This window comes from Methylotuvimicrobium alcaliphilum 20Z, from assembly GCF_000968535.2.
In the GTDB taxonomy this organism is placed as follows: domain Bacteria; phylum Pseudomonadota; class Gammaproteobacteria; order Methylococcales; family Methylomonadaceae; genus Methylotuvimicrobium; species Methylotuvimicrobium alcaliphilum.
On record NC_016112.1, the window covers coordinates 2,627,650 to 2,649,659 of the forward strand.

Annotated in this window: 21 protein-coding genes; 5 read left to right on the forward strand and 16 right to left on the reverse strand. The window is 48.8% G+C overall.

All coding sequences use genetic code 11. The features are described 5' to 3' along the window. The first annotated feature begins 1 nt into the window (after position 1). From MEALZ_RS11285 to purD, 3 genes are all read left to right on the forward strand, one after another. Positions 2-286 (forward strand): helix-turn-helix domain-containing protein, encoded by a 285-nt coding sequence (locus MEALZ_RS11285; RefSeq protein WP_014148766.1) that lies wholly within the window; start codon positions 2-4, stop codon positions 284-286. 305 nt (positions 287-591) lie between these two features. Next, the gene (gene purH / locus MEALZ_RS11290; RefSeq protein WP_014148767.1) at positions 592-2,151 is read left to right on the forward strand and encodes a bifunctional phosphoribosylaminoimidazolecarboxamide formyltransferase/IMP cyclohydrolase; all 1,560 of its coding nucleotides are present in this window, start codon (positions 592-594) and stop codon (positions 2,149-2,151) included. A 392-nt stretch (positions 2,152-2,543) separates the two neighbouring features. Beyond that, positions 2,544-3,818, forward strand: coding sequence for a phosphoribosylamine--glycine ligase (purD, locus tag MEALZ_RS11295; RefSeq protein WP_014148768.1), 1,275 nt, complete (start codon positions 2,544-2,546; stop codon positions 3,816-3,818). Between the two features lie 172 nt (positions 3,819-3,990). Here purD and ftsX read toward each other — a convergent pair whose 3' ends face one another. The 5 genes from ftsX to MEALZ_RS11320 are packed head-to-tail and all read right to left on the reverse strand — an operon-like array spanning position 3,991 to position 8,993. Further along, complete coding sequence (ftsX, locus tag MEALZ_RS11300) at positions 3,991-4,998, reverse strand: permease-like cell division protein FtsX (RefSeq protein WP_014148769.1); 1,008 nt, start codon at positions 4,996-4,998, stop codon at positions 3,991-3,993. 3 nt (positions 4,999-5,001) lie between these two features. Next, positions 5,002-5,658, reverse strand: coding sequence for a cell division ATP-binding protein FtsE (gene ftsE, locus MEALZ_RS11305; protein ID WP_046061116.1), 657 nt, complete (start codon positions 5,656-5,658; stop codon positions 5,002-5,004). 4 nt (positions 5,659-5,662) lie between these two features. Continuing rightward, a complete protein-coding gene (gene ftsY, locus MEALZ_RS11310; RefSeq protein WP_014148771.1) occupies positions 5,663-7,663 on the reverse strand; it encodes a signal recognition particle-docking protein FtsY in 2,001 nt (666 codons plus the stop codon). A 3-nt stretch (positions 7,664-7,666) separates the two neighbouring features. Further along, positions 7,667-8,263, reverse strand: a complete 597-nt coding sequence (locus MEALZ_RS11315; RefSeq protein WP_014148772.1) for a hypothetical protein — start codon at positions 8,261-8,263, stop codon at positions 7,667-7,669. Further along, positions 8,256-8,993 (reverse strand): SURF1 family protein, encoded by a 738-nt coding sequence (locus MEALZ_RS11320; protein ID WP_014148773.1) that lies wholly within the window; start codon positions 8,991-8,993, stop codon positions 8,256-8,258. Before MEALZ_RS11320 ends, MEALZ_RS11315 begins: the two co-directional genes overlap by 8 nt. Positions 8,994-9,073: 80 nt before the next feature. On the opposite strand from MEALZ_RS11320, the gene MEALZ_RS11325 reads away from it, so the two are divergent. After that, a complete protein-coding gene (locus tag MEALZ_RS11325) occupies positions 9,074-9,331 on the forward strand; it encodes a twin transmembrane helix small protein (RefSeq protein ID WP_046061117.1) in 258 nt (85 codons plus the stop codon). A 692-nt stretch (positions 9,332-10,023) separates the two neighbouring features. On the opposite strand, the gene MEALZ_RS11330 is transcribed toward MEALZ_RS11325, so the two are convergent. The 10 genes from MEALZ_RS11330 to bioB form a co-directional block, all read right to left on the reverse strand. Beyond that, a complete protein-coding gene (locus MEALZ_RS11330; RefSeq protein WP_014148774.1) occupies positions 10,024-10,890 on the reverse strand; it encodes a cytochrome c oxidase subunit 3 in 867 nt (288 codons plus the stop codon). A 9-nt stretch (positions 10,891-10,899) separates the two neighbouring features. Next, a complete protein-coding gene (locus MEALZ_RS11335; RefSeq protein ID WP_014148775.1) occupies positions 10,900-11,451 on the reverse strand; it encodes a cytochrome c oxidase assembly protein in 552 nt (183 codons plus the stop codon). A 183-nt stretch (positions 11,452-11,634) separates the two neighbouring features. Then, positions 11,635-13,251 (reverse strand): cytochrome c oxidase subunit I, encoded by a 1,617-nt coding sequence (gene ctaD, locus MEALZ_RS11340; protein ID WP_014148776.1) that lies wholly within the window; start codon positions 13,249-13,251, stop codon positions 11,635-11,637. Positions 13,252-13,303: 52 nt separating this feature from the next. Next, positions 13,304-14,473 carry a cytochrome c oxidase subunit II gene (coxB, locus tag MEALZ_RS11345; RefSeq protein WP_014148777.1) on the reverse strand — a complete coding sequence of 390 codons (1,170 nt, stop codon included), beginning with the start codon at positions 14,471-14,473 and terminating at the stop codon, positions 13,304-13,306. 505 nt (positions 14,474-14,978) lie between these two features. Continuing rightward, entirely contained in the window at positions 14,979-15,374 is a 396-nt protein-coding gene (locus MEALZ_RS11350) for a bacteriohemerythrin (RefSeq protein WP_014148778.1), read from the reverse strand. A gap of 171 nt (positions 15,375-15,545) precedes the next feature. Further along, the gene (gene bioD / locus MEALZ_RS11355) at positions 15,546-16,211 is read right to left on the reverse strand and encodes a dethiobiotin synthase (protein ID WP_014148779.1); all 666 of its coding nucleotides are present in this window, start codon (positions 16,209-16,211) and stop codon (positions 15,546-15,548) included. Continuing rightward, entirely contained in the window at positions 16,204-17,004 is an 801-nt protein-coding gene (gene bioC / locus MEALZ_RS11360) for a malonyl-ACP O-methyltransferase BioC (protein WP_014148780.1), read from the reverse strand. The genes bioD and bioC overlap by 8 nt, the downstream gene beginning before the upstream one ends. Then, positions 17,001-17,765 (reverse strand): pimeloyl-ACP methyl ester esterase BioH, encoded by a 765-nt coding sequence (bioH, locus tag MEALZ_RS11365; protein WP_014148781.1) that lies wholly within the window; start codon positions 17,763-17,765, stop codon positions 17,001-17,003. The genes bioC and bioH overlap by 4 nt, the downstream gene beginning before the upstream one ends. Further along, the gene (gene bioF, locus MEALZ_RS11370) at positions 17,762-18,925 is read right to left on the reverse strand and encodes an 8-amino-7-oxononanoate synthase (protein WP_014148782.1); all 1,164 of its coding nucleotides are present in this window, start codon (positions 18,923-18,925) and stop codon (positions 17,762-17,764) included. Before bioF ends, bioH begins: the two co-directional genes overlap by 4 nt. Beyond that, positions 18,922-19,902, reverse strand: coding sequence for a biotin synthase BioB (bioB, locus tag MEALZ_RS11375; protein ID WP_014148783.1), 981 nt, complete (start codon positions 19,900-19,902; stop codon positions 18,922-18,924). Before bioB ends, bioF begins: the two co-directional genes overlap by 4 nt. 120 nt (positions 19,903-20,022) lie before the next feature. Between bioB and MEALZ_RS11380 the strand changes: the two genes are divergently transcribed. Continuing rightward, positions 20,023-20,724 (forward strand): ComF family protein, encoded by a 702-nt coding sequence (locus MEALZ_RS11380; RefSeq protein WP_014148784.1) that lies wholly within the window; start codon positions 20,023-20,025, stop codon positions 20,722-20,724. A 56-nt stretch (positions 20,725-20,780) separates the two neighbouring features. On the opposite strand, the gene MEALZ_RS11385 is transcribed toward MEALZ_RS11380, so the two are convergent. After that, entirely contained in the window at positions 20,781-21,536 is a 756-nt protein-coding gene (locus MEALZ_RS11385) for an ATP-binding protein (protein WP_014148785.1), read from the reverse strand. Positions 21,537-22,010 lie beyond the last annotated feature (474 nt).

A 22,010-nucleotide genomic window follows, 5' to 3' on the forward strand; every position in this document is an offset into this window, starting at 1 on the left:
TATGGAAGCAACTCAACAATCCGCCAAGGTGATTAATATTGACAATAAAATACCGACCGCAATACCATTGTCTACACAGGTCAAACAAGCCATTGAGCTCTATTTTTCGCAACTAAACGGTCATGATGCCGCAGGACTCCACGCAATGGTCATCGGAGAAGTCGAAAAGCCGCTGCTGGAAGTCACACTACAGCATGCCGGTTATAACCAAACCAAGGCTGCCAAAGTGCTCGGTTTAAGTCGTAGCACCTTACGTAAAAAACTGGACCAATACGGTATTTCTTAACACAGCCTGAACATTTAGTAACAATAGGATATTGAAAATAAAAAACATTATGGAACTACATTTATTAAAGCTGGGTTATTTTTACTAATACCGCTCTCGTTCAAGGCTATTATCTTTCCTGGCTACCTAAAAATTTTAACCACGAAAAAGAAAAAGGCATTAATCGAATTGTCGATTATCGACGAATACCCTTTCTATAACCCCTAAGATCTTCATAAACTTTCTATTTTTTGTGGCTTAACTGCCCAGTGATACCTGAAACCCTTTTCGATATCGATCAACACTCCTTACCCGAGGCTCCACTCATGTACAAAAAAGTTACTCGCGCACTAGTCAGCGTTTCCGACAAATACGGCATCGTTGAATTCTGCCGAGCACTGAACGACTTAGGCATTGAAGTTTTATCTACCGGCGGTACGGCAAAAGCCTTGGCTGAACAAGACATTCCTGTTATTGAAGTCTCCGACTATACCGGTTTTCCGGAAATGATGGACGGAAGAGTCAAAACCCTTCATCCGAAGATACACGGCGGCATATTGGCCCGGCGCGGCATCGACGATGAAGTGATGGCCGCCAACGGCATCGCTGCGATCGACATGGTCGTGGTTAACCTTTATCCGTTCGAAAAAACCATCGCCAGACCGGATTGCGACCTGGAAACTGCAATCGAAAATATCGATATCGGCGGACCGACAATGATCCGCGCGGCCGCCAAAAACCATAATGATGTCGCTGTCGTCGTGGACCCAAGGGATTACGAAGCCATCTTGTCGGAATTGAGAGAAAATAACATTGGCTTATCCCAAGAAACACGTTTCAGCCTAGCCTTGAAATGTTTTCAACATACCGCAAATTACGATACCGCAATTTCAGCTTACCTGGGCCAGGTGAATGACCAAACGTATCCCGAAGTCCTGAATTTGCAGTTTAAACTCAAACAAACCATGCGTTATGGTGAAAACCCTCACCAATCGGCCGCTTTTTACCGGGAGCGCAACCCCGCTGCAGGAAGCATCGCCGCCGCAAATCAAATACAAGGTAAAGAACTTTCCTATAATAATATCGCCGACTCTGACGCTGCACTTGAATGTGTCAAGTCCTTCGAAGAGCAAACCGCCTGCGTCATCGTTAAACATGCCAATCCCTGCGGCGTCGCAATTGCGGACACTATCCTAGAGGCTTACGACAGAGCCCATGCGACCGACCCAACCTCGGCATTCGGCGGCATCATCGCTTTCAACCGAGAACTCGATGAAGCAACCGCCTCGGCCATCATCGAACGCCAATTCGTCGAAGTCATTATCGCGCCTACAGTTAACAACGCCGCACGCGCTATTCTTGCGAAAAAACAAAATGTCAGGGTTCTCGAAACGGGCATCTGGACCAGCGGTAACGAGCCCGGCTTCGACTACAAAAAAGTCACCGGCGGATTATTGGTGCAAGACCGCGATCACGGCATCGTGGCGCAAGCCGAACTAAAAGTTGTCAGCCGCCGCGCCCCGACCACCCAAGAACTCGCCGACTTGATGTTTGCTTGGAAGGTAGCCAAATTCGTCAAATCCAATGCGATCGTCTATTGCAAAAACGGTCAAACGATCGGAGTCGGGGCCGGACAAATGAGCCGTGTATATTCAGCTAAAATCGCCGGCATCAAAGCCGCCGACGAAGGATTGTCCGTGCCGGGATCGGTAATGGCATCGGACGCTTTCTTTCCGTTTCGCGACGGCATCGATTCGGCCGCAGAATGCGGCATCACGGCCGTAATCCAACCCGGAGGTTCGATGCGCGACAACGAAGTCATTGCGGCGGCCGACGAGCACGATATCGCAATGGTATTTACCGGCATGCGCCATTTCCGGCACTAAAGAGAGTGTGAAAGGATCGGCGAACACATCATAAAAAAATTTATTCACCATGAAGTTCATGAAGTATTTCAAACACTTACCCTAAAATAGCAACTAACCTTTTAGGAAAACAAAAATGATTGACCAAGGCAGATTAAGTTATTGAATTAACTTCGTAACTATTCAGCGCATGCGGTAGGTTGGTGTCAGGCATTGATTTCTAAGGACGCGTGAATACATCCCTGTAAGCTCTGACTGCAACGTCCTGTTGCAGACAGCCTTATAAATCAATGTCTGACACCTTCTCATACATGACTTATGCTGAATAATTACTTAACTTCTTATTCTTCATGGCCTTCATGGTGAAATGCTTTTCTAGGTATTAATTAAAAACCCCAACCTTGAGAAACCGAATGAAAATTCTTATTGTCGGCGGCGGCGGCCGCGAACATGCCCTGGCTTGGAAAGCCGCGCAATCCCCTAGAGCCGAAACAGTCTTCGTTGCGCCAGGCAATGCCGGAACCGCATTAGAACCCAACCTCGAAAATGTCGACATTGCGGCTGATGACGTTAGCGCATTACTAGCCTTTGCCAAACAACAAGAAATCGACCTAACCATCATCGGCCCCGAAGCGCCGTTGGTCAAAGGCATCGTCGACAGCTTTCAAGAAGCCGGCTTAAAATGCTTCGGACCCACTGCTCAAGCCGCGCAATTAGAAGGATCGAAAGCCTTTTGCAAAGACTTCATGGCGCGCCACAACATACCGACTGCCGAATACCAAACCTTCACCGATACCGCCGAAGCGATAGCCTATATCGAAGCCAAAGGGGCGCCGATCGTAGTCAAAGCCGACGGACTCGCGGCAGGTAAAGGGGTGATTGTCGCGCAAACCGTCGCCGAAGCGACTAGCGCAGTCGAAGACATGTTATCCGGAAATGCCTTCGGTGCAGCCGGCAATCGCGTCGTGATCGAAGAATTTTTGGCCGGAGAAGAAGCTAGCTTCATCGTCATTGCCGACGGCAAACATGCCTTGCCCATGGCCACCTCGCAAGACCACAAAGCCCGCGACAACGGCGATAAAGGGCCGAACACCGGTGGCATGGGTGCCTATTCCCCTGCCCCTATCGTAACACCGGAAATCCATGATCGAGTCATGCGCGAAGTCATCGAGCCGACGCTGCAAGGCATGATTGAAGACGGCAATCCTTACACAGGATTTTTATACGCCGGATTGATGATCGCGCCAAACGGTTCGCTCAAAGTTCTCGAGTACAATTGCCGGTTCGGCGACCCGGAGACCCAACCGATCATGATGCGCCTAAAAAGCGATTTGACCGCACTTTGCGAAGCTGCCCTAGAAGGAACCCTAAATACAGTCGAAACCGATTGGGAGGAACGCGCCGCACTTGGCGTTGTCTTAGCCGCAGGCGGTTATCCGGGCGACTACCGAAAAGGCGACGTTATCACGGGCCTTCCTAAATCGGAACTAGACGACCGAAAAGTCTTTCATGCCGGCACTCAGTTGCAAGGCAATGACATCGTTACATCGGGAGGGCGCGTATTGTGTGCTTGCGCTTTGGGTGAAACGATTAAGGATGCTCAAGTCAATGCCTATGCATTAACCGCCGAGATACAATGGGATGGCATTTATTATCGAACTGATATCGGCTTTAAGGCTATTCGGTAAACATACACCTTCGCTATTCGAGTCTCGACTTATGTCTAAGGATTTCGTGAAAAATAACTTCCTGGAGCTATGAGTTTTGTAGCGGGTTCGTTACTCGCTTGACAGGACGCCCCGGTGCCGAATTTTGATCTACGATGGGTATATAAATCAAGGACTGAAACTAACTCTCGGTTTATTCGGGCCTAGTCAGTCTTAATTGATAGCAAAGAACCGCCCAAGCCCCTGCTATTCCGAGCAGTGAAGAAATTGCAATTAACGACATCATTTCGCCGAGACTCAAATAACGCATCGAAAATACACCGTCATAAAGACCGGACAATCGATCGATCGGCTGCTGCAGAATAAAAAGCATGACCGTCACAGTAATCCAAGCCAAAATGCCGGAACAAAAACCCAGCCAAAAACCGGTATACAAAAACGGCCTTTGAATAAAGCGATGGGTCGCGCCCACCAGTTTAGCGATGATCACTTCATCACGCCGGTTGTGTAATTCCAGTCTTATCGTATTGCCGGTAATGAATAATACGGCTAGGGCCAATATAAAACTGAGCAGCGTAACGCCACGATCCGCCAGTTCCATGATCGAATACAAGCGTTTGATCCATTGCATATCCAATTGTGCAAAATCGACTTCTTGTAAATCCGTTAATTTTTTAAACAATTCGTCCAGTTGCGGTCCTTCTTCGAGGCTATGTTCCGGCATAACCTGAATGACTGTCGGCAAGGGGTTTTTATCCAACGCCTTCAGTGCATCGCCGAAACCGCTATATTCGCGAAACTCGGCGAGCCCTTGGGTTTTCGTAACAACCTTAACTTCCTGTATATGATCGAATTTTTTAATTTTCTCGGCTAACTTTACGCCGGCATCATCAGTGACTTGATCTTTTAAAAACAACGAAATTTGATTGCTATCTTCGAGTCCGCCGGTTAATTGTTGAATATTGGCGACCAACAGATAAAATCCGGCGGCCAACGAAATTGCAATGGATAATACGCTGACGGTCATCAGCGATGTCACCGGCGCGCGCGCCAAACGACCTAAACTGGAAAACAAGGCTTGCGCATGAATATCCAGATAAGCCTGCAGCATAGCGCTTAGCTTACCGGAAACAACTTTTCGCCGGGCTTCCTTTTTCTGTCGAGGTTGCGGTCTTCTGTGGTTGATATTCGGCTTTTTCATCTGTTAACTTGCGACCAAGCGACCATGATCCAATTGCAATACACGATGTCCCATTCGCTCAACCAAAGCGATATCATGTGTGGCAATCAACACCGTTACGCCGACTTGTTGAAAATCCTCAAATAATTTCATAATCTCGGACGACAATTCCGGATCCAAATTACCGGTCGGCTCGTCAGCGAGAATCAACGGAGGTTTGTTTATAACGGCGCGGGCAATACCGACGCGCTGCTGTTCGCCGCCGGACAAAGTCTGCGGAAGTTTTTTTTCCTTACCCAGCAAGCCGACCTTATCGAGCGCAGCTCGAACGCGCCGACCGATATCAAAATGACTGTAACCCGCCACGACCAATGGCAATGCGACATTGTCGAAAACGGTTCTATCTTGCAACAATTTATAATCCTGAAATATTAAGCCCAGCTTCCTTCGTATATAGGGTATTTGCCGATCGGACGCCTTGTTCAGATTTTGCCCGTCCAACAAAACTTGCCCTCGCGAACATCTTTCCATGACCGCGATCAACTTCAACAAAGTGCTTTTACCGGCTCCGGAATGGCCAGTCAAAAAAGCGAATTCGCCGCGCTGTAGATGAAACGTGACATCCAGCAATGCATCGCCGGCATCGGGATAACGTTTACTGACATGATCGAATTTGAGCATAATCCTATTGATCTTTGGCAAATAAGGCGTCGACAAACTGTTCTGCATCGAAATCCTGCAAATCATCGATCCCTTCGCCGATACCGATAAAACGAATCGGTACGCTTAATTGCTTGGCCAACGCAAAAATAACGCCGCCCTTCGCGGTGCCGTCCAATTTGGTTAATGCGATACCGGTCAATGCCACAGTTTCGTTAAATTGTTTCGCCTGAGACAACGCGTTCTGACCCGTTCCCGCGTCTAGAACCAACAAAACCTCGTGCGGCGCGGTTTCATCGAGCTTTCCGATAATGCGCTTAACCTTTTTCAGTTCGTCCATCAAATTAGATTTGGTGTGTAAACGTCCCGCAGTATCGGCAATCAATACGTCGACACCTTTAGCGTGTGCCGATTGCACACCGTCATAAATCACCGAGGCCGAGTCGGCGCCGGTGTGCTGCGCGACAACATGGATGTTGTTCCGCTCGCCCCAGGTTTGCAACTGTTCGACCGCTGCTGCCCTGAAGGTGTCGCCCGCTGCCAGCATCACACTATGGCCTTGAGATTGAAAGCGCTTGGCCATTTTACCGATCGTCGTAGTTTTGCCGGCACCGTTGACGCCGACTACCAAAATCACGAAAGGTTTATCTTGTTTGGGAATCTGTAAGGGATCATCACAAGGTTTAAGAATAGCCAATAATTCTTGTTTCAGCGCATTTTCCAATGCTTCTCCGTCGTTTAATTGATGCCGTTCGAGACTATCGGTCAATCGCCGAATGATTGCTGTCGTCGCTTCGATACCGATATCGGCCATCAATAATCTAGCTTCGATTTCCTCCAGTAAATCGTCGTCGATGGCTTTTTGACCAATAGGAATCGTTGCCATCAATCCGCTTAGGCCGGACCGGGTTTTCTGCAGCTGCGACTTGAGACGACGCGCCAGCGATTCCGGTTCCGGCTCGACATAGCCGACTTCGATTACTGCTTCGGCAGCTTCAACCTCGGCGACAGGACGCTCGACCGTTTCGCCGGCCAACACTTCGCCCGCATATCCGTAACGGCTATAAACGGCGATCGCGAGCAACGGCAGCATCAATATTGCCGAAACAAAATTATGCACAATGGCCGACCATGCCGGTAGTCCGTATTTGGCAGCAATTACGCTAAAACCGATTTGTACGAACAGTAAAATACTCAGCATCATGCCGGCTTTTCTGACCGGTTTGGCGCAATTAGCCGAGGTGGCTCGCAGCACCAGCCAAGTTAAGACAACAAAAATCGGCAGGGCAAAGACTCTATGCAACCAATGGGCAGCCACCTGTGCATCGTAGGATAAAATTCCTTGATAACCGGTGACCAGACCATTGAATATATTCAACGCGGCACGGTAATCGGCTTGCGGCCACCATTGCCCGTTACACTGGGGAAAACCGCTGCAGACTTGTCCCGCATGATTGGCGTTAACCCATAAACCGGATAGGGTTTGCACCAACACCAACAAGCCGGCGAACCCGGCAAGCCAGATGGGACCGCTTATTCGACCTAGCTTATTTAAGGCAGGATTTAATCGTACAAATAGCCAACTCAATAGCCAAAACTGAATAAATCCAAGCAATGCCTGAGCAGTGACTATAATCGGCATCGCATTCAATTCGACCGCTTTGACGGCCGTGCATACTTGCGCAGTCGCCACGATAAGCAACGCCACCGCGCCAATTGTCGCCACGGACCGTTGATATTGCTGGCGCCATGCGATCAATGCCAACAGCAACACGGTCAACATCGATAAGCCGAATACATAGCGGCGCGCCATTTCTTGCCAAGCTTTACCTACATCGACCGCTTTTCCCGGATAAAGCTGTTCGGCCGAGGCTTTAAACTCGGCATTATCGGCGATAAACCATTGACCGTAGCATTCAGGCCAGTCGAGGCATGCCAAATCCGCTCCGGTCAACTTGACGACGGAACCGGCTACGATAAGCAATAAAGCTAAAAAGGCGGAAACAAAGGTAATTTTTCTAAACATGGTTTATCCGATTTGCGAAACACTAAGTAATTTTCTAAGATCGCTCTTTACATCATAAGGGTTAAATCCGGGCTGATAACGCATCATGATATTGCCCAATGGATCCATGATCAACAGCACACCGTTCGCGATCCCGGTTCCGTTGAGCTTTGTCATCTGCTTCAGTAAATCCGCACTGGGGCGAATTTTTAACAGCCGGTCGTCGTCTTGCCACCACGTCTTTATATGCTGTTCGGCATCGGGATTCAGCAATATCACCGTTCGACGGATACGGGTTAACTCTTTGCCCATCATCAGTAAGAGTTGTTTGGACTTATAAACGGCATCGAGGCAGGTTTGATCGCAATCCGCGTCAGGCACCACATTGATTAAAACCCAGCGGCCTTTTAATTCGTCAATATTTTCGGCCGAGAATGAATCGATACCAATTAGATCGGGGCGCTCGGTCAGTAACGGCGGAATAATCAATTCGCCATGATTGGTTGCGCCTTTAAGTAGATTGGGATGTTCTTTTAAATACCACGCAAAAAGAAACGGGATGATCGACATTCCGAAAATAATCAGAATTAGGTTGCGATTTTTTTTCTGTTGATTATTCATGTTTTGTTTTGCACGCGTACCATATAAATAAAGCCGTTAAAGTTAAAGCCAAGCCATACCATTGCACCGCATAAGCAACATGCTTTTCTGGCGGTATGACAGTCGCGATATGCCATTCCCGCAAATAACCTTGATCCTCGGCTGGGTGTAGTTCAATTTGATAATCGGCCAACGGATAACCCAGTTTCTCAGCAATAATGTTGCTGTCGATCAGTTGCACGAGAGACGGCCAAGTATCGGTTGGAATTTCCGCACCTTCCAGATGATAACCGACATCCGGAAAAGCATTGATTCGTCCTTGGACGGTAACCTTGCTTTCTTGCAAGGTAATATCAGGCAGCGTTTGTCGATCGCGACCCGCTTCAATCCATCCCCGATTAACCAAGACTGCCGTATTGGAGTTTTCCGGCAGCAACGGCGTCATCACGAAATACCCGGCCTTTCCGTGTCTAATTTGATTATCCAGCAAAAATTGACGCTCGGTATCGTAACGCCCGGTTAATTCGACAGTTCGATAACGAATACTCGCGGCATCGACCGGCAACTCCGATGTAAACGACAACGGCGGTAATTGGCTTTGTTTCTCCTGTTCGGCCAGGTAGGCGGCTTTTTCCGAAGATCTGGATAATTGCCAGTTTCCTAGCGAAATCAGTAGAACCATCAACAACACATAGGCGATTGATGGAATTAATGTGAGTCTAAGATTACAAAGACCGATTTTGATCGTCATGATTTTTGGATTGTCCTATTGGCAAGCGTCGATTAATCGTTGAGAATACCCGATTATCATCGATCGCTTTTAGACTTTTTATGCTTATTAAAACTATCTTCATTATTGCGTTTGCTGCAATCCTTATCAGCCTGGGCTCCGCACTTTATCATATCGTTGTCCGCAAACCGGAAAACCGGTCGGATAAAGCCGTCAAAGCATTAACAGTCCGAATTTCATTATCAATCGTGTTATTCATTTTATTGTTTCTGGCGATGGCCTTCGGCTTATTAAAACCTCACGGTATCGGCTCGGCCATTCATGCAAAAAAACCGCCTCAAGCGGAACAAAGCCAATAAAACCCATCTCTCAAGCAGGACGGGGTTTGTAAGCCCGTCCTGAGCGTTTCGACCGAAACAAACCCAATTCGAAAGTAATTATTCATACCCCCCCGTTCCCACGCTCCAACGTCACTGCCATTAAGTTACCTGATTAGCAAGATGCTTCAGCTTGCCGAAGTCAACTGTCCGAGCAGTGGCCAGTCGTAGCCACTTCTGCGGGACGGGGTTGCAAACCCCGTCCCGCTAGGGATATGCTGGTTTTTTGGGCTTTAGCTGAAGAAACTTGCTAATCAGGTTAAGTTAAGCCGTCACAAAATAAGTAATACTGGCATTCAGGATCGAATGTGCGTCAAAAGCTTGCCATCCATGGCACTGGATTCCGCCAGTCCATGGCGGAATGACGGGTTTCCCTTAACTTAATGGCAGTGACGCAGAGCGTGGGAACGATAACTTCCGGGGAACCCTGAGCGCTTCGACCGCAGCAAAACCAATCCGAAACGTTGGGGACGGGTTAAATAACCCGTCCCGCACAGATCCTCTTTCATCTTGCCTCTTTCATCTTGCCTCTTTCATCTTGCCTCTTTCATCTTGCCTCTTTCATCTTGCCTCTTTCATCTTGCCCCTTTCACCTTTAACCTTTCTTAAATCGAACGACAAAAAAAAAGCGCTGCCTGGCAGGCAGCGCTTTAATTTGATGCCCTGTTATCGACTTACATCATGTAAACGAAGACAAATAATCCTAACCAGACCACGTCGACAAAATGCCAGTACCAAGCCGCCGCTTCGAATGCGAAATGATTCTCCGGTTTAAAATGACCTTTCCAGCTGCGAAACAATACCACAGAAAGAATAATCGCACCGACACAAACATGGAAACCATGGAAGCCAGTTAGCATAAAGAATGTCGACCCGTAAATACCTGAACCTAAGGTCAAGCCCATTTCGGTATAGGCTTCGTGATATTCCATTGCTTGAAAACCGACGAACAGAAAACCCAACGCAACCGTTGCAATCAGGCCTTTAATAAGCTGGTCACGGTTTTTTGCCAACAAACCATGATGCGCCCAGGTACAAGTAACGCCGCTTGTCAACAGAATTAATGTGTTTAAAAACGGTAAACCCCAAGCCCCCATCGGTTCGTATTCGCCGCCGATTTCACCCGGTCCGTTAGTCGGCCACATCGCTTCGAATGCCGGCCACAAGGTTTCATGAGTCGCACGTCCGGGACCGTCGCCGAAACCGCCAAGCCAAGGCACTGAAAGGTTTCGCGTATACCATAAGGTTCCGAAGAATACCGCAAAGAACATGACTTCCGAAAAAATGAACCACATCATGCCCATGCGATAGGAAATACCGACTTGAGTACTGTACATTCCCGATTCGCTTTCAACAGCCTGAAGCGTAAACCAGCCGGCTAGCATGATAATAAATACGACGAAGCCCATAATCATCATCGCCGAACCGATCGAGGAGCCATTTAACACATTGGCAAAACCTGCCAACGTCAGCATAAGCCCTCCGGTTCCAATAATCGGCCAGGTCGCCTTATGCGGAATGTAATAAGCGTTTGTAGACATAACCTTCCCCTATTTTTGCTTTTTTACTGATAATTCAGTGTTATCGAAAAATGTGTATGCAAGCGTAATTGTTTTGTACTTTTCAGGCAGTTTCGGATCTACGACGAAACGAACCGGCATCGTTTTAGATTCATGGGCTTCGAAACTTTGTTCGTCAAAACAAAAGCATTGCGTCTTTGTGAAAAATTCCGCAGCCTGACCCGGCGTAATACTGGGGATCGCCCGGGCAATCATCGGCTTATCGGTAAGGTTTTCGGCATAAAAGTTAACCGTATAATATTGTCCGGGGTGCACCTTCATTTTATACGTCTCGGCACGAAACTCCATCGGCGCGGCTTGGTTCAACGAAGTGACGAATTCAACAGTCACTTCACGGCTTTCATCGACTTCGCGTGCCGTTTCTGCGGCCGCAACCGAGGCCGTTTTTCCGTTCAGGCCCGTTATGTCGCAAAATACATCGTAAATCGGAACCAGCACATAACCGAAACCGAACATGCCCACCGCAATCAATACTAAATTGCGAACCAGTTTTCTGTTTTTTTGCTTCGTATCATCATTCATTGCGAAATAGCTCTTAAAACCGCAAACACATATATCGCAATCGCGACAGCGACCAGCACAACTGCTGTCAAAATATTCTTTGTTTTCGTATTCATAACATCACCGCTTTACCCGCCGTAAAGCGGGTAAAGTCTTTAAAAAAGTCGATCCGTTACTGAACGGCTACGGCGCACCGTAGCCCGATTAGAAATGCTCGGTTGGAATTTCTTTCGGTGGTGTCGTGAATGTATGGTATGGAAGCGGAGAAGGTAAAGTCCATTCCAAACTATGTTTAGATGCATCTTCCCAAACTTCGCCGGTGACTTCTTCGCCGGTTCCGCCTCTAATCGTTTTGATCACGATATACAAGAACAGCAACTGGCTGAAACCGAATACGAATGCACCGATACTCGATACCATATTCCAATCTGCAAACTGTACGGCATAGTCGGGAATTCTGCGCGGCATGCCGGCAAGTCCTAAGAAATGCTGAGGAAAGAATAATACGTTGACCGAAATCGCCGACAACCAAAAGTGCAGTTGTCCCAATTTCTCGTCATACATATTGCCGGTCCATTTCGGCAGCCAGAAGTAACCTGCCGCCATCAAGATGAAGATCGAAGCCGGAACCAACGTGTAGTGGAAATGCGCAACGATGAAATAGGTGTCGTGATATTGGAAATCCGAAGGCGCGACCGACATCATCAAGCCGGTAAACCCGCCCATCGTGAACAGTACGACGAATGCAATCGAGAAAAGCATCGGTGTTTCGAAGGTCATAGAGCCTTTCCACATGGTCGCGGTCCAGTTGAAAACTTTAACGCCGGTCGGAATCGCAATCAGCATCGTCGCATACATAAAATAAAGCTCTCCGGCAACCGGCATACCGACCGTAAACATGTGATGAGCCCATACGATGAACGATAAAAATGCAATCGATGCGGTCGCATAGACCATCGAGCTGTAACCGAACAACGGTTTACGCGCAAAGACAGGAATGATTGTCGAAGCGACACCGAAGGTCGGCAGAATCATTACATAAACTTCCGGATGACCGAAGAACCAGAAAATATGTTGATAAAGGACAGGATCGCCGCCGCCGGCTGCATCGAAGAAACTGGTATCGAAGAAACGGTCGGTCAATAGCATAGTCACCGCACCGGCGAAAACCGGCATGATCGCAATCAGCAGAAATGCAGTGATCAACCAGGTCCATACGAACAATGGCATTTTCATCAGCGTCATGCCGGGTGCGCGCATATTGAAGATCGTAGCGATGATGTTGATCGCGCCCATGATCGATGAAATACCGAGCAAATGCACAGAGAAGATCGCGAACGGTAGCGCGGCGCCGGTTTGCAACACCAATGGGGGATACAAGGTCCAACCCGAGGCTGGGGCACCGCCTTCCATGAACAAAGTGCTCGCGAGCATCAATGCACCGGCCACGAGTAGCCAGAAACTCATGTTGTTCATACGTGGTAACGCCATATCGGGCGCACCGATCATTAATGGGATCATCCAGTTGGCTAATCCAACAAATGCAGGCATGACCGCACCGAATACCATGATCAGCGCGTGCATTGTCGTCATGGAGTTGAAGAACTGGGGCTCAACAAACTGCAATCCCGGTTCGAACAACTCCGCGCGGATAACCAAAGCCATCGCGCCGCCTAGAAAAAACATTGCTAATGAAAACAGCAAATACAGTGTACCGATATCCTTGTGATTGGTGGTAATGATCCATCTTAACAGCCCCTTTTCCGGACCATGGTCGTGATGATCGTGATGATCGTCATGTTCAGCTACTACCGCAGACATATTGTTACCTCTATGATTTTTAAAAAGATTAGATTTTGAATAAAGTTAAGCATTACTCTTCATCATCCTCATCTTCCTCTTCATCCGTCGGTGCGGATGATTTCAATGATTTAATCGCAGCGGGTTGAACCGAATCGCCCACCGAGTTACCTAAGGCATTGCGGGTATAGGTAACGACTGCGGCAAATTCGGTTTCGCTCAGCATTTGTCCAAATGCAGGCATCATCCCTTTTCCGTTATACATTAACTCGATTTGAGCATCGATATCGCCCGTCACGACAGAGCTTCCGGTCAAAGCCGGAAATGCACCTTCCATACCGGCGCCGTCGGCCATGTGACAGGAAGCACAGTTATTGGCATACACGGCTTCACCCTTAGTCATCAGCTCATCAGTCGTCCACTCCTTATCGGCCAATTGTTTCTCGGCTTCGGCCCCCGCCTTCTGAGATTCAACCCATGCGTCATAGTCGTCTTGCTCCATTGCGATCACGACGATCGGCATGAAACCATGATCTTTTCCGCAGAGTTCGGCACACTGTCCGCGATAGGTTCCTGCTTTTTCGACATAAGTCCAGGCTTCATTTATAAAGCCGGGGACCGTATCTTTTTTCCATCCTAAATCAGGCACCCACCAGGAATGCAGAACATCGGCAGCAGTGAATAAAAAGCGGATTTTCGTATTGACCGGAACAACCAACGGATGATCGACATTAAGCAAGTAATGAGGCACGGATCTCGGATCGATACCGGAACCCAGCTGACGCGCTCTATTACTGGCTTCGTCCAAGGTACTGAAAAAGTGAATACCGTTATCCAGGTATTCATATTCCCATTTCCATTGCCACCCGGTGACTTTGATCGACATATCCGCATCTTGAACATCGTCCAAATCGAGCATCGTTTTTGTAGCCGGAATCGCCATACCGATCAGAATCAAAGTCGGAATGATCGTCCAGATAATTTCGACTTTGGTGCTCTCATGAAATTGAGATGCGACATGCCCTTTCGATTTACGATGGTGATATATCGAGTAGAACATTGTGCCGAACACAGCAATACCGATTAACACACATATCCATAAAATCAACATATGCAAATCGTAGACTTCTTGACTGATCTGGGTTACGCCTTGCCTCAGATTCAGTGTATATTCGGCCTGTGCATTCCCTAGTCCCAAGGACATCAAGAACAGGCTTGCGAACAGTTGCTTGGTTTTCTTCACGGAGCAGCCTCCCGGTGGTAGTTAGAAACTCTTGTATGCAATTGATAAATTCTTAGTAACGTCATCAGCGCCAGCTTGTTTTAAGATCAAGGCTTGTACGATTTGGCTTTCTAACGGCAAGCGCCCTATCTTAAGTCAATGAAATAGAGAAAAAGTTTCTCTCGCTGATCAGCTACTTTTAGCCGGGGTTCAAAGCAAATCAACATTCACTAATTTCCCTGTTTTTATAATAGCTATTTTAAAAACGAGAATTTTAACCCATGATGCAACGGTAAGCCAGAAGAGCTTTGCCGATGCCTTAAAACTAACGCGCACAAAAAAGCCCGTGATTCCCTATTCACGGGCTTCAATTATCTTCATTTTCACAGTCTATTCCGGGCTAACAGTCTTCATCGACAGTAACCTTAACCGTCAATTTAGGCTACAACCGTATCGAAATATTTTCTGAAAAATGCTAACTTCATATTGAAAAAGTTGAAAAAGCATCCATTCATTTTTTCATCGATTAACTCAAAACGGCGGCATAGCCTCTATCGAAAGTCGGAATGTGACTTTCCAACCAACTCTTAACCATTTGCCCCACCTCATCGGTTACATCGGCTTCGCCGGCATGGAATTTTTTTTGTAGATCGGCGCAAGTTCCCACTAAGGCCTCGTGTTCGGCTTTATGTGCCGCCAAACCGGCAAAACCGGCCGCTTCCATTTCTTTTTCTTCATGCGCGAAATGCCCTACGACATAGGCAATTAAATCATCGAGTTGCGCGCCGATTGCGGATCTTTCCGCCCCGCCTGTCGCCAAATCGTAAAGTTTATTGAGTTTGTCGAACAAAACTTTATGTTCATCGTCGGCAAAACCGACATTGGTGCCGAATTGATCTGCCGTCCAAGTGATTAAAGCCATAATTTCCTCTCCTGTGTTGATTAATTGCCTTGTTTGAGCCTTTTCACTCGTCAAGGCTTTGAATTATGAGAATGCGGCGCATTCGCCCTCCCCTTGCATTGCAAACTGTTTTGCATGCCGAAATAACCGCAAAAGAATTATGGTTTATTTGGAACTTAATTTCAATATTTTTTATAGGGTTTTCTCGAATGCCGCCGACAGCTCATCGAAGTCGGGTTCGGGCATAAAAGGAAATACTCCTAGCAACGGTGCGTCGATCATTGCCTTAATCGTGGCGATATTTTCCTCGCGCAACAGCATGTTGTTATCGGAGCAAACGGCTATCCAACCGGCGCAAGCTTGCCCGGACTGCACAATCGACTCATAAGTTAATCTTGCATGATTGATACAACCCAGCCTTATCTTCACCACGATGACGACCGGCAAGCCCAGTACGCGCGCCAAATCGGAGACATCGGAGTCGGCATTCAACGGAACCCGCCAACCGCCGACGCCTTCGACCAAAACGATATCGGCATTTTGTTGCAGCGTTTGAAAAATCGAACATATATCATCCAAAACCGGCGGATGCTCTGCTCCAGCCAAATGCGGCGAAACCGGCATGCGATAGGCGTAAGGATTAACCCATTCGTATTGCACCGGTATCGAGGCGTTTTGCTGTAATAGCAGCGCATCTTCGTTTCTCAGTTTGCCGTCGATTTCGAGACAACCCGAGGCGACCGGCTTCATGCCGATAACCGTATGCCCTTGATTTTTAAAATGACGCATCAACGCGACAGTCGCCCAGGTTTTTCCGACACCCGTATCTGTGCCGGTTATAAATAGCCCTTTAGTCATTGTTTTCTACTCTCGCCGAAACGATAAAAACCTCAAATGTCGCCTCAATATTGGCATCATTAAGCGGATAAGCCTCGATCATGCTTGTCATTTCCTGTTTTGTCGTTAGCCTTTTATTACGTCCGGAAGACACATTATGTGCCCCCATCGATTTAAGCTCTTTCATTAAAGCCAATACGGAACCGTAAACCGGCCGATAAATTTCGGATTGCACCGCTATTTCCTTAAATCCGGCATCGGCCAGGCAACGCCTGATTTCCGTTTCGCGGTAAAACTCGTTGACATGATGATAGTCGTCGACTGCGGCCCAAGCCTGTTTTAACTCGCAGAGCGTATGCGGACCGAAAGTCGAAAATACCAATTCGCCGTCCGCCTTGAGAATACGATGCAGACCGCAGAAAACCGCCGTTAAATCGCGGCACCATTGCAAGGCCAGATTGGAAACCACCGTATCGACCGAGTTCGTATTTAACGGCGGGCTTTCCGCATCGCCGCAAACATAATGCAAACGACCGGTATCGCCGAGCTTTTGCCTTGCCGCATGCAGCATCGGCAAGGCAATGTCGAGCGCAACAATTCGCTCGACATTTTCGGCATCGAGCAAGGATTTAGTCAAAAATCCGGTGCCGCAGCCCAAATCGACAACGGTGCCCGTCAATTGTGCCGGTGCTACTCTTTGCAATAGATTTATGCCAACCGTTCTTTGTAAACCGGCAACACGATCATAAGACAGACTCGCCGAACCGAACGATTCTCTGAGCTTGGTCTTATCCAGTTCAAATACCGCGCTCACCTCGACTCCCAAAAATCGATAAGACTCTCGATCAATTCCGGTCGATGCGATAAAAACGGCGCATGCCCGGCATTTTTAATCACGCTCAAATGCAGGTCCGGATTGATTACCCGCATTGCTTCGCCGATGCCAACCGGAACCAAGGTATCTTTTTCGCCCAACATCGCCGCGACCGGTACGCGAAGATCGGCAAGCGCCGACCTTAAATCGGTCTGCTTTAAAACAGCTAAGCCGCCCTGCAGCGTTTTTTCCGTCGGCATGCGGGATTCGCGAAGCACGGCCGCGAGTTTTTTAGACAATTTCCTAAACTCTGGCAAACCATTGATTTGCAATGACAAGAAACGCAATAGCGTCGATTCGCAATCGACGCCGAGGTTCTCGGCGAATAGATCGAGCTGATTTTCCGGCATACCCGGCCAATCCGCATTTTCGACAAAACAAGGATTGCTGGCCAGCAGAACGACCGACGAGACGACTTCCGGAAACAATCCAGCCATTGCCAAGGCCACCGACCCGCCCAACGACCAACCGATCCAGCAAGCTTTACTATCGACAATTTCGCTCAACTGCTCGCATACCGACTCGAGCGTGAACTCGGGTATTTCGGCGCTTAAGCCATGCCCCGGCAAATCGACGCAAACGACGCGGCGGGTTTGCGCCAATTGCTCGGCAAAATTGCGCCAAATGCCCGAATGCATCGCCCAACCATGGACCAAGACGATAGGCTCCCCTTCGCCGTAAACTTGATAATGAATAGTCATTGCGATATAGATTTTGCCAAGGATTCGAGCAAACGATCGACTTGTTGCTCGTCGTGTAGCGCCGAAAAAGTCACGCGCAGCCGAGCGCTGCCTTGCGGAACGGTGGGCGGCCGAATTGCACCGACCCAAAACCCGTCATCGAGCAAACGCTTGCCGATTTCGACCGCCCTTCGACTATCGCCGATCAGGATAGGCTGAATCGCCGAATTCGAGGGCATCAACGGAAAACCGAGCTGTTCGGCGCCTCGGCGAAAACGTCGCACCAAATCGTTTAAATTTTCCCTGCGCCACTGATCTTCGATAAGAATATTCAAAGCAGCACGGGTTGCTTCGGCGACGGCGGGCGGCAATGCGGTCGTGTAGATATAGGTTCGAGCCTTTTGAATCAAAGTCTCGATCAGCGTTTCGGAGCCGGCGACAAAGGCTCCAAAGGTACCGAAAGCCTTGCCGAGCGTTCCGACCAATATCGGCACCTGTTGTTGCGTCAAGCCGAAATGCTCGACGATTCCCCGCCCTTTGTCGCCGATCACGCCCAAACCGTGCGCATCGTCGACCATTAAGCAGGTGTCCTGATCTTTCGCGATTTGCGACAGGACGTCGAGCGGCGCCAAATCTCCATCCATACTGAACACGCCGTCGGTTACGATCATCGACCGTCCTTCGGTACGGTTCAAACTATCGAGCAAACCGTCCGCGTCGGCATGGCGATATCGTTTGAAACGCGCGCCCGATAACAAACCGCCATCCAATAGAGAGGCATGATTCAACCGGTCTTCGAAAACCGTATCCCCCTTGCCCGTCAGCGCCGAAATGACGCCGATATTCGCCATGTAACCGGTCGAAAACAACAGCGCACGATCGCGGCCGGTAAACTCCGCAAGTTCTTCTTCCAAGGCATGATGCGCGCTGCCGTGACCGCAAATCAAATGCGCGGAGCCGCTGCCGACGCCGTAACGAGCCGCGCCGTCTTGAAAGGCCTTGACGACCGCAGGATGATTGGCCAAGCCGAGATAATCGTTGCCGCAAAAATTAATCAGCTTTCGTCCGCCGCACTGTAATTCGACGCCTTGAGCGGATTCGACGACTCGGCGCGTCCGGTACAAATCTTCGCGCGCCAAGCGCTCGAGCTCGGCATCCAGCCCGGATTCGATACCGATCATTGAACGTGACAAGACCCGCCGGAACGCACGCCTAAGCGCTCAAATAAGGCTAGATCTTGATTGGTCATCGGATTGTCGGTCGTCAACAATTTTTCGCCGTAGAAAATCGAATTGGCGCCGGCGAGAAAACATAGAGCCTGCATTTCGTCGCTCATAGCATTACGGCCGGCCGACAAACGCACGCGGGAAGTCGGCATTAGGATACGCGCGACCGCGATGGTTCTAATGAATACGATAGGATCCAATTTTTCGGTACCGTTCAGCGGCGTACCCTCGACCTGAACCAGCATGTTGATCGGCACGCTTTCCGGATGCTTCGGTAAATTAGCCAATTCGATCAACAGTTTCGCTCTGTCTTGTTCGCTCTCGCCCATGCCGACAATGCCGCCGCAACAGACATTGATACCGGCATCCCGAACCCTCGCTAAGGTATCGAGACGGTCTTGATAGCTACGGGTCGTGATGATTTCCGAATAATAATCTTCCGAAGTATCCAGATTATGATTGTAATAATCGAGACCGGCTTCCTTGAGCGTCGCGGTTTGAGTGTCGGTCAACATACCCAGGGTCACACAGGTTTCCATGCCTAACGCTTTAACGCCTTGAATCATTTCGACGACGCGCGCGACATCTTTGTCTTTCGGTTGTCGCCAGGCCGCGCCCATGCAGAACCGAGAAGCGCCTTCGTCTTTCGCGCGCCGCGCTGCCTTTAACACGTCATCGACCGGCATCAAGGCTTCCGGTTGCAAATCCGCATCATAACGCGCGCTTTGCGGGCAATAAGCGCAATCTTCCGAACACGATCCGGTTTTAATGCTCAATAAGCTACTAATCTGAATCTCGTTCGGGTCGAAATGTTCGCGATGAATCGATTGGGCACGAAATATCAAATCGTTGAAAGGCAACGCGAATAAAGCTTGAACCTCCTCAGTGCGCCAGTCGTGGCGAATCGTGCTTATTGCTGGGTTTGCTGACATTCTGTTAATCTCCGGATTATAAAAATTGAGCGATATCGATCAGGCTTTTGTCGGATTCGAGCTGCACCCGGTACCGATCTTTTTCAATGGCGCACCGTTTGTCAACCTGACCGCTTTAAAATGGTAAACAACTGGCTCGATATTATACAGAATTACTTATTGCCGCCCACCTGCATTTTATGCGGCAATCAGGGACAGGCTTCGAGGGATATTTGCGGGCCTTGCATGGAATTACTGGTCACTAACCCATATTGCTGTTACCGCTGCGGCATTCCTTTCGAACACGCGCCAACCGGGCCGGTATTGTGCGGCGATTGTCAAAAACGCATGCCCGGCTTCGACGAAACGCATGCGCCTTTTAAACATCAAAGCGTTATCCGTTTTTTAATCTCAGGATTGAAATTTCGCCGCCAATTCAAAAATGCGCGACTGCTAGGATTGTTGATGGCGGACTACTTGAAAATATCCGCCGAAATGCCCGATTGCCTGGTGCCGGTGCCGTTGCACCCTCGCCGCTACCGGGAACGCGGCTTTAATCAATCGATCGAAATCGCCCGCACGCTAAGCCGCGAACTAGCGATACCGATTGACCTCGACTGTTGCATTCGTAGCCGCAACACGCCCCACCAAATCGATTTGCCGGCCAAGGAACGGCGTAAAAACATGAGAAACGCATTTACCGTCAACGGACCGTTAAGATTCGATCATATTGCAATCATCGATGACGTGATGACCACCGGCACGACCGTTTCCGAACTGGCGCGAGCGCTAAAAAAAGCCGGTGCGGCCCGAGTCGATGTTTGGGTTTGCGCACGGGCATGAGAAATCGCGATGTTTAAAGCGAGGATTCAACCAGGAAAACTAGGGCGAATGCCCTGTCATTCGCTATAGGCATTGTAAAACTGCTTTGCGGTTCGGCCGCTTTTCGATGCCCTGAGCTTGGCAAACTCCAGGGCTTTTTGATGGAGTTGTTCGCTGTCGCCGTCGTAACTGGTGAACAGACTATCGACGATTTCCAGAAAGGTTTCGGTATTCGGCGGGTAAAACGACAGCCACAAGCCGAAGCGGTCGGAGAGCGATATTTTTTGTTCGACCGCATCGGAATAATGAACCTCGCCGTCGACTAAGCGGGTATCGAGATTGTCGCGCATCTGTTCCGGCATCAGATGGCGCCGGTTCGATGTGGCATAGAGCAATACATTTTCCGGCGGCAATTCGATGGAACCTTCCATGACGCTCTTCAGCGCGGTATACAAGCCGTTATCGGCTTCGAAGGAAAGGTCGTCGCAATAGACGATGAAACGCTGCTCTTGTTCGCGAATGTCGTCGACGATTTCGGGCAGATCGATCAAATCTTGTTTGTCCACTTCAATGACCCGCAGACCCCGATCCTTGTATTCATTGAGCAAGGCCTTGATCAACGACGATTTACCGGTACCTCGCGCGCCCCAAAGCAAGGCGTTATTGGCCGGTTTTCCCGCTAAAAAGCGCTCGGTATTGTCGATCAAGCATTGCTTTTGCCGATCGATACCGAGCAAATCATCGAGTCGAATCGCATCCAGTTGCTTGACCGGCCGCAGACATTCTTTCCGCCGCCGCCAAATAGCGGCGTGAGTTTGATTCCAATCGATCATGACCGCTCCTCCTTCGACTATCGCTTAATCCTAAATTCTACAATTTAACCATGAAACACATGAACTTCATGAAGGATTTCAAGGGTGCTAATGCAGTACAATGTTTATAGCTTGTTTTTTATTACCATGAAGGGCATGAAGATAATGAAGGGAAGAGAATTGAGTGCTTTATAAACTATCCCAATATAACAGATGAACTCAATGCAGTAATATAGCGTTTTCAAATCCAGTCCTGATTAGCAAGTTTCTTCAGCTAAAGCCCAAAAACCAGCATATCCCTAGCAGGACGGGGTTTGCAACCCCGTCCTAAACGTTTTGACTTTGGCCGAAGTTAGCCGAAATGTTTAGGGCAAACCGAAACGTTGGGGACGGGTTAAATAACCCGTCCCGCAGAAGTGGCTACGACTGGCCACTGCTCGGACAATTGGCTTCAGCAAGCTGAAGCATCTTGCTAATCAGGAATCCAGTTAATGA

Excerpts from the sequence above, each read along its gene's own strand:
- MEALZ_RS11380 (WP_014148784.1), top strand. The coding sequence starts at position 20,023 with ATGGTAAACAACTGGCTCGATATTATACAGAATTACTTATTGCCGCCC.
- ftsY (WP_014148771.1), bottom strand. The coding sequence starts at position 7,663 with ATGTTTAGAAAAATTACCTTTGTTTCCGCCTTTTTAGCTTTATTGCTT.
- MEALZ_RS11330 (WP_014148774.1), bottom strand. The coding sequence starts at position 10,890 with ATGTCTACAAACGCTTATTACATTCCGCATAAGGCGACCTGGCCGATT.
- ftsX (WP_014148769.1), bottom strand. The coding sequence starts at position 4,998 with ATGAAAAAGCCGAATATCAACCACAGAAGACCGCAACCTCGACAGAAA.
- MEALZ_RS11325 (WP_046061117.1), top strand. The coding sequence starts at position 9,074 with ATGCTTATTAAAACTATCTTCATTATTGCGTTTGCTGCAATCCTTATC.
- ctaD (WP_014148776.1), bottom strand. The coding sequence starts at position 13,251 with ATGTCTGCGGTAGTAGCTGAACATGACGATCATCACGATCATCACGAC.
- purH (WP_014148767.1), top strand. The coding sequence starts at position 592 with ATGTACAAAAAAGTTACTCGCGCACTAGTCAGCGTTTCCGACAAATAC.
- purD (WP_014148768.1), top strand. The coding sequence starts at position 2,544 with ATGAAAATTCTTATTGTCGGCGGCGGCGGCCGCGAACATGCCCTGGCT.
- MEALZ_RS11285 (WP_014148766.1), top strand. The coding sequence starts at position 2 with ATGGAAGCAACTCAACAATCCGCCAAGGTGATTAATATTGACAATAAA.
- MEALZ_RS11315 (WP_014148772.1), bottom strand. The coding sequence starts at position 8,263 with ATGAATAATCAACAGAAAAAAAATCGCAACCTAATTCTGATTATTTTC.
- MEALZ_RS11320 (WP_014148773.1), bottom strand. The coding sequence starts at position 8,993 with ATGACGATCAAAATCGGTCTTTGTAATCTTAGACTCACATTAATTCCA.
- MEALZ_RS11385 (WP_014148785.1), bottom strand. The coding sequence starts at position 21,536 with ATGATCGATTGGAATCAAACTCACGCCGCTATTTGGCGGCGGCGGAAA.
- bioF (WP_014148782.1), bottom strand. The coding sequence starts at position 18,925 with ATGATCGGTATCGAATCCGGGCTGGATGCCGAGCTCGAGCGCTTGGCG.
- bioD (WP_014148779.1), bottom strand. The coding sequence starts at position 16,211 with ATGACTAAAGGGCTATTTATAACCGGCACAGATACGGGTGTCGGAAAA.
- MEALZ_RS11335 (WP_014148775.1), bottom strand. The coding sequence starts at position 11,451 with ATGAATGATGATACGAAGCAAAAAAACAGAAAACTGGTTCGCAATTTA.
- bioH (WP_014148781.1), bottom strand. The coding sequence starts at position 17,765 with ATGACTATTCATTATCAAGTTTACGGCGAAGGGGAGCCTATCGTCTTG.
- bioB (WP_014148783.1), bottom strand. The coding sequence starts at position 19,902 with ATGTCAGCAAACCCAGCAATAAGCACGATTCGCCACGACTGGCGCACT.
- MEALZ_RS11350 (WP_014148778.1), bottom strand. The coding sequence starts at position 15,374 with ATGGCTTTAATCACTTGGACGGCAGATCAATTCGGCACCAATGTCGGT.
- ftsE (WP_046061116.1), bottom strand. The coding sequence starts at position 5,658 with ATGCTCAAATTCGATCATGTCAGTAAACGTTATCCCGATGCCGGCGAT.